This is a genomic window from Nocardiopsis listeri (assembly GCF_020741345.1).
Lineage (GTDB): Bacteria > Actinomycetota > Actinomycetes > Streptosporangiales > Streptosporangiaceae > Nocardiopsis > Nocardiopsis listeri_A.
The window spans coordinates 1-13248 of record NZ_DYZD01000236.1 but is presented as its reverse complement, the minus strand read 5'-3'; the positions used below and the strand labels follow the sequence as shown (position 1 = coordinate 13248).

Here is a 13248-nt window from a genome sequence, read left to right as displayed (position 1 = left end):
CCCCCAGGGGTAGATCCCGGGCAGCAGGCGGATTCGGGCCCGCCCCGCTCCCGGACCCGGGTGGTCCAGAACCTGGTCACTGGATCGATCTCCTAGACTGCTCGGGTGGAGATCGCGCTTCGAGTCATCGGCGACGTGCGCTGGCGTGACGAGGTCCTGCGTGGCGCCCGGCTACCCCGCCTATTGACCACGTTGGCCTACGCCGGCCCGGGCGGCGCCACTGTCACCGAACTCATCGAAGCGATCTGGGGCGAGGACTTGCCCTCCCACCCGCACAAGGCCCTGCAGGTGCTCGTCTCCCGGGTCCGGGTGGCCACCTCCGCCCGCGTGGTCGAACGCACCGAGACCGGTTACCGGCTCGGGCTCACACGCGACGAGGTGGACGTGCTCGCACGTGACCACCTGATCGCCTGCGCCCGAACCGCCCTGGCCGCTGGTGACGTCGTGGCGGCCGCCGAACGGGCCCGGGCCGCGAGACGCATCGCTCCCGCCCCGGGCGCGCACCGCGTGGCCGCCATCGCCGCGTCCCGGCTCGGCCACCACGACGAGGCCGTGATCGAGCTCGAAGAGCTTGTGCGCGTCCATCCCCGCGATGAGGTCCTGCTGGCGCACCTGCTGCGCAGCCTGGCCGCCACCCGCGGACCAGGTGCGGCACTGGCCCGGTTCGAGGGCTACCGCCGTGAACTGGCCGACACACTCGGCACCGATCCCGGGCCGGCCCTACAGGCCGTGTATCGCGAGCTCCTGGCTGCGGACCAACCGGTGCGGACCGGCCTGCGCTTTGCTTCCACCAGCCTGCTCGGCCGCGACCGCGACCTCGAACACCTGCAGGGCCTGCTCGCCGGTGTCCGGCTCGTCTCCATCGTCGGCAGTGGAGGACTGGGCAAGACGCGTCTTGCCCAGGAGCTCGCGGTCAACAGCCCGCAGCCGACGATCCACGTGGTGGAGCTCGCCGGGGTTTCCGCCGGCGAGGAGGTCGCCGGCACGGTCGCCAACGCCCTGCGGCTGCGTGAGTCTGTCGCCCAGCACCATGATCGCCACTCTGAACGGGTCACCGACGTCCCGGCTCGACTGGCCGCGCACCTACAGGGCACGCCCAGCCTGCTCGTGCTGGACAATTGCGAGCATGTGGTCGCGGAGGTGGCCGACCTGGTGGCATTTCTGCTCGCCCAGGTCGCAGACCTGCGGGTGCTCACCACCTCGCGCACTCCGCTGCGTATCACCGCCGAGCATGTGTACCCTCTCGGCGGGCTCCGTTCCGTCGATGCCGTCGAACTGTTCTACCGGCGCGCCCGGGCCGTACGGCCCGATGCGACGCTTGACGAGGGGACGGTCGCCGAACTGGTCACGCGCCTGGATGGTCTGCCACTGGCGATCGAACTCGCCGCCGCCAAGATCCGGACGATGTCGGTGACCGAGATCCTGGACGGTCTCGCGGATCGGTTCACGTTGCTGGGCGAGGGGGACCGCAGCGCCCCGGACCGACACCAGACCCTGCTCGCGGTGATCGACTGGTCGTGGCGGCTCCTTGATCCGCGTGGTCGGGAAGCACTCATGTACCTGTCGGTCTTCCCGGACGGGTTCACGGCGCACACCGCTGCGACGGTCCTGGGCGAACCGGGGCGGCGCACAGTGACTCGGCTCCTCGACCAGTCACTGCTCACACCGGTCGAACGTCACGGCGGGTTGCGCTATCGGATGTTGGAGACCGTGCGGGAGTTCGGTCGGATGCGGCTGACCGGCGCAGGCCTGGAGGAGCAGGCCACGCACGCGAACGACGCCTGGGCACGCGATCTGTGTGACTCCCTGGCTCCGGATCTGCACAGTGCCGGCCAACTGCGGGCCGTGGACGCGATCCGTGCGGAGGAGACCAATCTCGCCGAAGTCCTCCGCCGAGCTCTGCTCGTCGGCGACGCAGGCACGGCGATGACCGTACTGGCAGCGCTCGGTTCGTACTGGATGATCTGTGGCGACCACCTCCGGTTCTTCGACCTGGTCGAACCCGTGGAGATGGTTCTGGCGGGCTGGCGACCGTCCCCGGAGCTGGCCGAACCGGTCCGCACGGCGCTGTCGGTGTGCAGCACCACCTGGGCGATGTTGCCGTACTCGCGGGAACTGTCCGAGGTCGACCGCGTCCTCGCCGCGGTGGGGTCCGAATCCAGCGATCCGTTCGTTCGCGCATTGTGTGTGCTGGCCGACACCCTGCGTAGGACCTGGTCGAAGCACGGGGCGTACGCGGAGGCGAGCGTGGAGAGCCTGCGGATGCTGGTGGACCATCCACACCGGTTCGTGGCCATGATCGCCGCACCGTTCCTGGCCGGCGTGCTGGAGAACTCCGGGGATCCCGACCTCGCGGTGCGGATCGTGACGCACTCCCTCTCCCGGACCGAGCCCGATGACCCTCCCTGGTTGGCCGCGAATCACTACACCGGCCTGGCCCAGCTGCATGCGCAGCTGGGCCGGTACCGGGCGGCCGCGGACCATGCCCGGGACGCACTACCGGTGATGGAGCGCCTGGGCGCGACCAACGAGGTGGTCCAGTGCCGGGCGATCCTCGCGGGCGCGGACTTGGCCGAGGGCGATCTCGACTCCGCGCAGGAACGCCTTGCGGCCATCGCCGACTTTCACCGTCAGGGTCCGGAGATCGCATGGTCCATGCTCATAGGCATCCTGGGTCAGGCCGAGCTGGCCTTCGCCACCGGGCGCACCGGGCGTGGTCTGGAGCTGCTGGACGAAGCGGTGAAAGACGCGCGGGCGGTGCGGCTCCCCGGGTTCACCGACGGTGATGGGCTGGATCCATGGACGGTATTCGCCGACTCCACTGTGCTCGCAACGCGGGCTTGGCACGATCCTGCCGACGATGACCGTGCCTGGCGCAAACTGCTGGGCAAGACACAACAGATCAGCCGTCCGGACCGGAGCCGCCACGACTATCCGGTACTGGGCACCGCGATGTTCGCGCTCGCCTGCTGGGGACTTCGTCATCGACGGCTGACCCCGGACGACACCGCGGCTCTACTGGCGTTCGCGGAGCTGCTGGCCTACAACCGGTTCCTGCCGTGCCTGCGATGGCGGCCCATGGCCGAAGAGCTGGCTCGCCACGGTCCGGACCGGCTGACCCGTAGCCTCGCCGAGCTCTCCGGCCGCCGGGGTCCGGAGTTGCTTCCGGAGATCACCCGGCGCCTCGAGCTCATCGCTCGCGCTGATAGCTCCTGACCGACAACGGCGCGAAGACGGCGATGACCAACACGCAACCGATCAGGGCCCAGCCGACCTCAGCGGTGACCGTCCCCTCATTGGCCAGATCGCGCACGGCCGAGACGACGTGCGAGATGGGGTTGATCTTCACGAACGCCGCAAGCCATCCGGGCAGGGTGTCCACCGGAACGAACGCGTTCGACAAGAACGTCAGGGGGAACAGGATCATCATCGAGATGCCCTGCACACTCTGCGCGGAGCGGGCGATCGTACCGACGAACGTGAACGCCCACGACAGTGACCATCCGGTAATGACCACCAGCGCAATCGCCCCGAGCACGCCGGCGACCCCTCCACCGGGCTGATAGCCCATGAGGATGCCCACCGCGAAGGTGAGGGTGGCCGCGATGCCATAGCGCACCAGGTCGGCGACCATCGGTCCGGCCAGGGGAGCCACCCGCGCCACCGGTAGGGATTTGAACCGGTCGAAGACACCGCTGTCCATGTCTTCGCGCAGTTGCACCCCCGTGGCCATGCATGCCGTCAGGCACGTCATCGCGAGGATGCCGGGGACCATGATCGGTAGGTAGCCGGCCACGTCACCGCTGATCGCGCCACCGAAGATGTAGGCGAACATGGCGGTGAACATGATCGGTTGCACCGACACGTCGGAGAACTGTTCGGGGTTGCGACGCATCTTCTTGAACGCTCGGGCGGCGAAGCCCATGGTCTGATGCCACGTCTGCACGAGAGTGACTCGCGGGCGAAGATCGGTCGAGGCAGTCGCCGTTCCGGACGGGGCGTCCGCCGGTTCCCGTGTTTCCAGGGTTGTCATACCGATACCTCCGTGTGGGTCGATGTCGTGTCGGTGACGCTCTGGCCGGTGATGGCCAAGAACACCTCGTCCAGGCTCGGTTGCCGCACGTTCATCGACTCGACGCCGATCTTCGCCTCACGCAGCGCCACCAGAATCGCGGCCGCCTCATCGGCCTGCCGGAGAGCCACGAGCAATTCACCGGCCTGGGGTACGTGGACCACGTCGGCGCCCATGAGTGCGGTCGCATGCTCGCGTGCCGCCGCGGTTCGGCCGGGATCGGTGAGCACGAGTTTCAGGCTGGATCCGCCGATGGAGGCTTTGAGTTGCTCCGGTGTCCCCTGGGCGACCATCCGGCCGTGGTCGATCACCGCCACGCGGTCGGCCAGGTGATCGACCTCCTCCAGGTACTGAGTGGTGAGCAGGACGGTCGCCCCTTCGTCCACCAGGGAGCGGATCGTGAGCCACATCTGATTGCGGGTGCGCGGGTCGAGGCCGGTGGTCGGCTCATCGAGGAAGATCAGTGGCGGCCGGGTGATCAAACTCGTGGCCAGGTCGAGGCGTCGACGCATACCGCCGGAGAACTTGGCGAGCGTCTTGTCCGCCGCCGCCCCCAGGCCGAATTCCTCCAGCAGTTCGCCCGAGACCTTCTGGGCCCGGGCACGGCTCAGGCCTTGGAGTCTGCTGAACAGGAGGAGGTTCTCCCTGGCGGTGAGACCTTCGTCGACAGCCGCGTCTTGGCCGGTGACACCGATGAGCTGACGGATCTTGTGCGGGTAGGCGGCCACGTCCACGCCGAAGATCTCGGCGCTGCCCTCATCGATCCGAAGCAGCGTGGAGAGCATGCGCAGCATGGTGGTCTTGCCCGCCCCGTTGGGGCCGAGGATCCCGAAGATCTCGCCGGGGGACACGTCGAGGTCGATGCCGTCGACGGCGCGTTGCGATCCGAAGTTCTTGACCAGGCCACGGGTCTTGACCGCCGCTGTTGAGGACTCGGTCAGATGTCGGGGAGTTGTTCGTGTCATGCGTCGAGCGTGCGTCGATGCGGTTTCATGGTGGTTTCATGGCGGCCCACCGGGGTTTCACGAGGCGTTGACGCCCGAAGCCGGCGGGGACTCGAGCTCGGAACCCGCAGCGAGCCGGACCGGTCACGGTGCGCGAAGACCAGGGCTACGACCACGCCCACCCGCGTCGACGGGTACGCGAACGAGGGATCCGCCCACCGCCCGGGCCGGCCGGGTGCCGTCGCCCGCACCGCTGCCACGAGCGCAAGGCCGACCACTTCCCGACGTTCGTGGGCATCACCCGCACACCGACCCGCGGCCGCCGGCTCACCAAGAGACGAACATTAAAGCAATCTATTGTTGCCTTAGGACATTAAAGCCACATACTGTTGCCATAGCTGGTGCGTCGGTACGGAGACCCCAAAGGAGACATGATGAAGATCTTGGTCAGTGGCGCGGGAGCGGCCGGGCTGTGTGCGGGCATCGATCTGGCACGCGCCGGGCACACGGTGGAGATCGTGGAGCGGGCGAACCATCTGCGTGTCAACGGCTCGCCCATCGACGTGCGCGGCGACGCCCTCGAGACCGCGCGCAGCATGGGCATCCTGGATGCGGTGCACGAGCAGCGGATCACGATGACCGAGCGAACGAAGTTCGTCGACCGCTCCGGCGCGGTGGTCGCCTCCCTGGTGATGCAGGAGATCAACGAGACCTCCGATGACATCGAGCTTCCCCGCGAGGACCTCATGATCATCCTGCGGCAGGCCCTACCCGAGCAGGTCGACCTGCGTTTCGAGGAGTCCATCGCGACTCTGGTCGACCAGGGGGATCGGGTCGCGGTCACCTTCGCCTCCGGCCGCGAGGGCGCCTACGACATCGTCATCGGCGCCGACGGAGTGCACTCGACGGTGCGACGACTGGTCTTCGGCCCGGAGAAGGAGTTCAGCGAGCCCCTCGGCGTGTACGTCGCGATCGCGGACGCGCCCGGCCAGGCGTCAGCCGGTGACGCCCGCGTGACGGAGATCCTCAACCTGCCGGGGCTCCTCGCGGGTGTGGCCCGCTACCGCGACAAGGCACTGGCGATCTTCGAGTTCCGGTCCGATCCGATCGACTACGACCACCACGACCTGGACGCGCAGAAGCGCATCCTGTCCGAGGCCTTCACCGGGATCGAGGACTGGAAGGTCCCCGAACTGCTCGATGCCGCCCAGCGCGATCCCGAACTCTACTTCGACGTGCTCGCCCAGATCCACATGTCGACCTGGCACCGGGGACGGGTCGTGCTGATCGGGGACGCCGCGCACTGCGCGACCCCGATGGCCGGGCGCGGCACCTCCTCGGCCCTGCTCGGGGCGTGGACGCTCACCGAGGAGCTCGATCGGCACGGCGACGACGTCGAGGCGGCCTTCAGCGCCTACGAACAGCGCCAACGTCCCCACGCGACGGCGGCCCAAGAGTTCGCGCGCGGCGGGGCCGACCTCGTGGTACCCGCCACCTGGGAGGCCATCAAGGCACGCAACACACGGCTGCGCGCCGCGCAACCGCTGTAGGCTGCGGCCATGGCCGAGGACCGAGACACGCGAGAGCCGGCCCGCCGCCCGGGCGGGCGCACCGCCCGGGTGCGGCGCCGGATTCTCGAGGCCGCCACCGAGCTGATCGCCCGCGACGGTATCGGCGGGCTGCGCTACGACCAGGTCGCCCGCCTCGCCGAGGTGAACAAGACCACCGTCTACCGCAACTGGCCCGATCGCAACGCGCTGGTCGCCGACGCGCTCGCCACCTTCGGCGCCGACGCCGCGCCCATGCACGACTCCGGTGACCTCGACGCCGACCTCGTCGATTTCCTCGAAGCCCTGGCCGTCGCCACCGCGAGCCCGCAAGGCCGGTCGCTGCTGAACGTGGTGGCCTCGGCGCGGGAGAACCCCGAGCTTCGGGCCATCGTCGACGAGGTGTTTGACCGGCGGCTGACAAGCCTGCGAGCCCGCTTGCAGACCGCGGTCGAACGTGGCGAGCTGCCCGCGGTCGACCTCGCCCTTCTCGGCGCGATGCTCACCGGGCCCGTCCAGCTGTTCGTCGGCCGCGGTGCCCGCACGTTCACCCGCGCCGACGCGCACCGGGTGAGCGCGATCGTGCTCGCCGGCGTGCGAGCCGTCGCCGATGGGCGTGATGTCGACGAATCCGGACATGCCCGGCCCCGGTGAGGTCGCAGATCGTTTTCGGGAGACGGTCACGACGGCGACCGGACAACCGGCGAGGTCCGCCGTCGGCTCACCTCGGCGCTCACAGGTGAGACGACCAGCGCTGGAGCTGCGCGAGGGCGTCACTGGGAGCGGAAGCGTCCCGGGCTCATCCCGGTGACCCTCCTGAAGGCCGTGCTGAACGAACTCGCCGAGCGGAATCCCACTTGTTCGGCGACCTCCTCGATGCCCTCTCCTCGGGCCAGCATCACGATCGCGTGCTGGGCGCGGGCGGTCGCGCTCCACTGGGCGAAACCCATCCCGGTCTCGGCGTGGAAGGCCCGGGTCAGGGTCCGCGAGCTCACCCCCGAACGTGCGGCCCAGGCGGCCAGGGTGGTGGTGTCGGCCGGATCCTCGCGCAGGGTGTCGATGATCGGCCGCAGTAGGTCCGATTCTGGAAAGCGCAGCAGGAGTTCGTGTTCGGCCGGGGCGAGTACGTCCAGCACCATCGATTCGGCCTTGGCGCGCGATTGGGGGGTGAGCTCCTCCTCCCCCAGCCGGCCGAGCAGCAGCTTGAGCAGCGGGGTGACCTCGACCGCGACCGGGCGATCGGAGAGCGGAGCGACCTCGCGGACGCTGAAGTGGGCGGCCCTGTGCCAGGTACCCGAGGGGGTCCACCCCGAGTGCGGCACTCCCGCCGGGATCCACAGCCCCACCGACGGGGTGATGGACCACACGCGCGCGCCCACGGTGGCCGAGGAGGCGCCCCGCTCGTTCCAGAGGAGTTCGTGGGTGGGGTGGGAGTGCTCCTCCCAGAAGGTGTCCTGCGCGATGACCTCGTCGCTGCCCCGCATCACGAAGGGCACGTCGATCTCACCGGCGGCGTAGCGGGGCAGTCTTCGACTGTCCGAACCGGCACGTCGGGCGGTTCGGGGATGGTCGGGGCGAGGGTCGGATACGGGCACCTCACCAGGGTACGCGGCGCCGATCGGGGCGGAGTGGGGCGAAACTGTGTTTAGAATGAAAACCGTTTTCATTACCTGATTCGAACGACCCCCGGAAAGCGAGGACGGATGCGGCACGCCACCGCTCCCCCCGACGCACCACCCCACCTGTCCCCGGAACCCTCCCCCGCTCCCCCGACGCGGGGCCGTCGCCTGGCCACCCCCGCCGGAACCGCGGCCACCGCACTGGTGCTCGCGGTCCTTTTGGCCGGCTCCGCGCTCCTGGCCGTCGGCCTGGGTACGGCCATCGTCCCGCCCGCCGAGACCGCCCGCTACCTGTGGGCCGCCCTGACCGGCGGCACCATCTCCGCCGACGAGGTCACCCGCTACCAGGTCGTCTGGCAGATCCGCACCCCCCGTGTCCTACTCGCGGCCGTGGTCGGTGCCGGGCTGGGCGCCGTCGGTGTCGCCGTGCAGGCCATGGTCCGCAACGCCCTGGCCGACCCCTACATCCTCGGGGTCTCCTCCGGCGCCTCCGTGGGCGCCGTGCTGGTCGGAGCGCTCGGCGGACTCTCCCTTCTGGGTATCTACGCGGTCTCGGCCGGGGCGTTCGCGGGTGCCCTGGCCGCCACCCTGCTCGTGTACGTCATCGCGCACGGCCGCGCCGGAGTCACCCCGTTGCGTTTGGTCCTGACCGGGGTGGCGCTGTCCTTCGGCTTCCAGGCGATCATGAGCGTGATCGTCTACCTCGCCCCCGGCAACGAGGCCACCAGCACCGTCCTGTTCTGGACCATGGGCGGCTTCGGTGCCGCCACCTGGGGTTCGCTGCCGGTCGTGGCCGCCACCGTCCTGGTCGGTGTGGTGCTGCTGCGCGGCCTGGCCAGGCCACTCGACGTCATGGCGCTGGGCGACGAGACCGCCGCGAGCCTGGGCGTGGACGCCCACCGCCTGCGCCGGTGGCTGTTCGTCCTCACCGCGGTGATGACCGGCGCGATGGTCGCGGTCAGCGGCGCCATCGGGTTCGTCGGGCTGGTGGTCCCCCACATCGTGCGCATCCTCGTGGGCGCCGACCACCGCAGGGTGCTCACCGTGGCCCCGCTCGCGGGGGCGGCCCTGATGGTGTGGGTCGACCTGGCCTCCCGAACCGTGGTCGCACCACGCGAACTCCCCCTCGGCGTGATCACCGCGCTCATCGGCGTGCCGGTGTTCCTCGTCCTGATGCGCCGCCGCGGCTATCTGTTCGGAGGACGCTGATGGACCTGCGACTCGACGAGCTCTCGGTGGACCTGGGCGGGCGAAGGATCCTGCGCGCCCTGACCCTGGACGTTCCCGCCGGGCAGGTGGTGGGGCTGGTCGGCCCCAACGGCTCGGGCAAGTCCACCGCGCTGCGCTGCGTCTACCGGGCCTTGTCCCCCGCCGGTGGCCGGGTCCTGGTGGGCGAGGACGACCTCACCGCGATGGGGTTGCGCGACGCCGCCCGGCACGTGGCCGCCCTGACCCAGGACAGCGGCAGCGACCTCGACTTCACCGTCGAGGAACTCGTGGCCCTGGGACGGGCCCCGCACCTGCGTGGAAACCAGCCGCTCAGTGCCCGTGAACGGGAACTGTGCCGCGCGGCCATGGAACGCATGGAGGTCTCCCACCTGGCCGGGCGCGGGGTGCTGGAGCTGTCCGGCGGCGAACGCCAGCGCGTGCTGGTCGCCCGCGCCCTGGTCCAGGAGCCCCGGGTCCTGGTGCTGGACGAACCCACCAACCACCTGGACGTGCGCCACCAGCTGGACCTGCTCGCCCTGCTGCGCGAGGTGGGCGTGACCGTGCTGGTGGTCCTGCACGACCTCAACCTGGCCGCCGCGGCCTGCGACGTCATCGGGGTGCTGGGCGAGGGCTCCCTGGTGGCCACCGGGCCACCCGAGAAGGTCCTGACCGAACACACCCTGCGCGAGGTCTTCGGAGTGGAGGCCACCGTCGTGGCCCACCCCCTGACCGGCGACACCCAACTGCTGTACCGGCTCCCCTCCACGAAAGGCCCCCGATGAACCGCAAGAAGCACACCGTCCTCCTGCCCGTGGCCGCGACCACGCTCCTGCTCTCCGGCTGCGGCGCACAGGTCGAGGAGCCCTCCCAGGCCTCGCTGGACACCACCACCGTCAAGCGCTGCGGCGAGGACGTGGAGTACCGCACCCCCGAGCGGGTGGTGGCCTACGAGGCGGGCAGCGCCGACAAACTGTTCGCGCTCGGTCTGGTCGACCACGTGCACGGGTACGTGATGCCGCCGGCCAACCCGCCGGTGGAGGAGTCCCCCTGGGCCGACGACTACGCGAGCGTGGAGTTCCTCAGCGACGACCTGCTCAATCGGGAGCTGGTGGTGGAGGCCGAGGCCGACATGGTCGTGGCCGGGTGGAACTCCGGGTTCAGTGACGAGCGCGGCATCACGCCGCAGATCCTGGACGGGCTCGGTGTCCAGAGCTTCATGCACACCGAGTCCTGCTTCAACTACCCCGGCCATCCCGAACGGGTGACGCCCTTCGAGGGGCTGTACACCGACCTGGAGCGGATGGGCGAGATCTTCGGGGTGACGGAGCGCGCCGAGGAGCTGGTGGCCGACTACCGCTCGCGCGTGGAGACGGTGGTCGAGCAGGCCCCCGAGGGCGACCCGGTCCCGGTGTTCCTGTACGACTCGGGCACCGACCAGCCCTTCACCGCGGGCAACCAGGTCCCGCCCCACGACATCATCTCCCACGCCGGCGGCGAGAACATCTTCGGCGACCTGGAGGAACGCTGGACCCAGGTGGGCTGGGAGTCCGTGGTGGAGGCCGAGCCCGAGGTGATCATCATCCTCGACTACGGCGACCAGCCCGCCGAGGACAAGATCGACTTCCTCACCTCCTCCCCGACCATGGCCGAGGTTCCGGCGGTGGCGGAGGAGAACTTCTTCGTCCTGGACTACAACGAGGGCATCTCGGGGCCGCGCAACATCGACGGGCTGGAGAAGTTCGCCGAGTACCTGCGCGAGTTCGACCAGAACCGGGACTGATGTCAAAAACCTCGGACGGTTCCTCCCCGGACCCCTGTGTGGGCCGGGTCACCTCCTGAGCCACTTCCGGAAATTCGTTGGTTCGGCGGTGGTTCAGGAGGCACACGGGTGAGCGAACAGAAAACCGTCCGGAGGACCCCCGGGGTCTGGTGTCTGGTGGTCTACAGCGCCATCGGCGTCCTGATGTTCTTCGTGCCGTTGGCCATCGGCGGGAAGAACGCCCTCCCGCTGGACCACCTGGTCCGGCTGATCCGGGCCGGGCCCGGCCCGACTGCTGGACCAGGACCCGGCGCCGTTCCCGTCCGACTCGGGGGCCGTCAACGTGGGTCTACTCGTACCGGTGGGCGCGGCGTTCCCGGCCATGTTGGTGGGCTACGGGCTGATGGAGTTCGTCGGGGTGCTTCTGCGACGGGTGATGCGCCCGGTGTGGCGGGTGCCGTGTCCCCCCGCTCCAGGGGGACACGGCCGAATACACAGGTCTGGCGTCCACCATTGACCCAGAGCCCCTTTCGACCCCGGTTCGAGCCGCCGTGGGAAGACCCGGATCGACCGTGGACGTCACCGAGGCCCTGAAAGCGTGAGGGAGAGCCTGAAGGCCGGGCCCTTGTGGATAGGGCCCGAGGCAAACGACATCCGTCGCCTTCCCGGCTCTCCTGCGGTCAACGCGGGCTCAGCCCTCCCTGTGCACCGCCTGTTCGGGTGCCGACCTACGGTCCCAGTCCATCCGGCACCAGGGCGGCTCCAGCCCGCTCGGATCGTCGATCTCCCGGGGGGAGAGATCGTCGACCGGGCGGGCCTCCTCGTACCGGGCGAACACCGAGTCCACGTACCGGTGCCCGGTGTCGGCGGACACGAACACCACCCGTCTTCGTCCCGACCGCGCCTCCCATCGGGCCACCAGGTAGGCGGCCCCGGTGGAGAGCCCCCCGAAGATCGCGTGCCGACGCAGCAGGTCCACGCTGCCCGCGAGGGCCGCGTCGAATCCGGTCCAGTGCAGTGTGTCGTAGAGGGTGTGGTCGACGTTGCCGAACGGGATGGAACTGCCGATGCCGGCGATGATGATCTGCGGGTCGGTGACGTGGTCGCTGGCGAAGGTGACGCTGCCGAACGGTTGCACCCCCACCAGTGGGGTGGCGGGATCGCTCTCGCGCAGGTAGCGGGCGAGCGCCCCGGTGGAGGCCCCCGACCCCACCCCGCCCACCAGGGTCAGGGGCTCCTCCCCCACGTCCTTGCGGATCTGCTCGGCCACCGCCCGGTACCCCAACCCGTGGATGAGGTCGTGGTACTGGCGCATCCAGTGGTAGTCGGGGTGCTCGCGCAGCACCTCCCGCACCCGCTGGACCCGCCGGTTCTGGTCCAGGCCCAGGTCGTCGGAGGGCGGCATCTGTTCCAGGGTCGCGCCGAGCACGGCCAGTTGCACGCGTAGGGGCCGGTCGATGGTGGTGGATCCGATGATGTGACAACGCAGCCCGTAGCGGTGGGCGGCCAGCGCCAACCCGTAGGCGTAGATGCCGCTGGAGCTGTCCATGAGGGTGTCGCCGGGGCGGACGACCCCGGTCTCCAGCAGGTGGCGCACCGCCGCGAGGGCGGACGCCACCTTCATCGACTCGAAGCGCAGGCAGGCCAGGCCGCCGCCCAGGTCGATCAGATCAGGTCGGGCGATGGCTTCGGAAACATGGTGGTCCAAGATCGCTCCCCGGTGCTGAGGGTTCTCGTGGAGGTGGAGAAGACACGGGTGGGTGTGAGCCCCTCCCGGTCGAGCCGGTCGACGGCCGCGTCGATGCGGGCACGCAGTTCGGGTCCGGGTTCGGCGGCGTCGAAGAGGAGTCCGGCGACGTTGCCGCTGTGCGCCACCTGGATGCCGAGCGCCCCGCAGGATCGGGCGGTCGCCCGCAGTGCGCCGAGCTCGGCCTTGGGCAGTACACGCTGGTTGAGGATGGCGCTTTCGGTGCACACCCGCCCCACTCCGGCGGGGTCGTGTTCGTTGATCGCGGTGCGCAGCGCGGCACGCAGCCTCTCGTAGACGGCGATGTCCCCCGACCGTGCGGTACCCCGCAGGGCGAGGGTGTCGACGGGT

At 69.7% G+C, this 13248-nt stretch carries 10 protein-coding genes and 2 pseudogenes; 7 read left to right on the top strand and 5 right to left on the bottom strand.

The window, feature by feature from the left end; all coding sequences use genetic code 11:
* Positions 1-105 precede the first annotated feature (105 nt).
* A complete protein-coding gene (locus K8V84_RS12590; RefSeq protein ID WP_304074371.1) occupies positions 106-3216 on the top strand; it encodes a BTAD domain-containing putative transcriptional regulator in 3111 nt (1036 codons plus the stop codon).
* Here K8V84_RS12590 and K8V84_RS12585 read toward each other — a convergent pair.
* Positions 3191-3946, bottom strand: coding sequence for an ABC transporter permease (locus tag K8V84_RS12585; RefSeq protein ID WP_304074369.1), 756 nt, complete (start codon positions 3944-3946; stop codon positions 3191-3193). The genes K8V84_RS12590 and K8V84_RS12585 overlap by 26 nt on opposite strands.
* An 83-nt stretch (positions 3947-4029) precedes the next feature.
* Entirely contained in the window at positions 4030-5037 is a 1008-nt protein-coding gene (locus K8V84_RS12580; RefSeq protein ID WP_304074366.1) for an ATP-binding cassette domain-containing protein, read from the bottom strand.
* A 137-nt stretch (positions 5038-5174) separates the two neighbouring features.
* On the opposite strand from K8V84_RS12580, the pseudogene K8V84_RS12575 reads away from it, so the two are divergent.
* The 3 genes and pseudogenes from K8V84_RS12575 to K8V84_RS12565 all read left to right on the top strand — a co-directional run.
* Positions 5175-5393, top strand: a pseudogene (locus K8V84_RS12575) (hypothetical protein); the annotation flags it as partial.
* A gap of 57 nt (positions 5394-5450) precedes the next feature.
* Complete coding sequence (locus K8V84_RS12570; RefSeq protein ID WP_304074364.1) at positions 5451-6566, top strand: FAD-dependent monooxygenase; 1116 nt, start codon at positions 5451-5453, stop codon at positions 6564-6566.
* Positions 6567-6575: 9 nt separating this feature from the next.
* Positions 6576-7217 (top strand): TetR/AcrR family transcriptional regulator, encoded by a 642-nt coding sequence (locus K8V84_RS12565; RefSeq protein WP_304074362.1) that lies wholly within the window; start codon positions 6576-6578, stop codon positions 7215-7217.
* 119 nt (positions 7218-7336) lie between these two features.
* Here K8V84_RS12565 and K8V84_RS12560 read toward each other — a convergent pair whose 3' ends face one another.
* Positions 7337-8158, bottom strand: a complete 822-nt coding sequence (locus K8V84_RS12560; RefSeq protein ID WP_304074361.1) for an AraC family transcriptional regulator — start codon at positions 8156-8158, stop codon at positions 7337-7339.
* Positions 8159-8266: 108 nt separating this feature from the next.
* On the opposite strand from K8V84_RS12560, the gene K8V84_RS12555 reads away from it, so the two are divergent.
* Genes K8V84_RS12555 through K8V84_RS12545 form a run of 3 tightly spaced genes read left to right on the top strand, consistent with a single transcriptional unit; the run spans position 8267 to position 11171 of the window.
* Entirely contained in the window at positions 8267-9391 is a 1125-nt protein-coding gene (locus K8V84_RS12555) for an iron ABC transporter permease (protein WP_304074360.1), read from the top strand.
* Positions 9391-10173 carry an ABC transporter ATP-binding protein gene (locus K8V84_RS12550; RefSeq protein WP_304074359.1) on the top strand — a complete coding sequence of 261 codons (783 nt, stop codon included), beginning with the start codon at positions 9391-9393 and terminating at the stop codon, positions 10171-10173. The genes K8V84_RS12555 and K8V84_RS12550 overlap by 1 nt, the downstream gene beginning before the upstream one ends.
* Positions 10170-11171: an ABC transporter substrate-binding protein gene (locus K8V84_RS12545; RefSeq protein WP_304074358.1), complete on the top strand. Its 1002-nt coding sequence runs from the start codon at positions 10170-10172 to the stop codon at positions 11169-11171. Before K8V84_RS12550 ends, K8V84_RS12545 begins: the two co-directional genes overlap by 4 nt.
* Positions 11172-11841: 670 nt before the next feature.
* On the opposite strand, the gene K8V84_RS12540 is transcribed toward K8V84_RS12545, so the two are convergent.
* A complete protein-coding gene (locus tag K8V84_RS12540) occupies positions 11842-12858 on the bottom strand; it encodes a pyridoxal-phosphate dependent enzyme (protein WP_304074357.1) in 1017 nt (338 codons plus the stop codon).
* Positions 12816-13248, bottom strand: a pseudogene (locus K8V84_RS12535) (GHMP kinase); the annotation flags it as partial. The pseudogene K8V84_RS12535 and the gene K8V84_RS12540, both read right to left, overlap by 43 nt.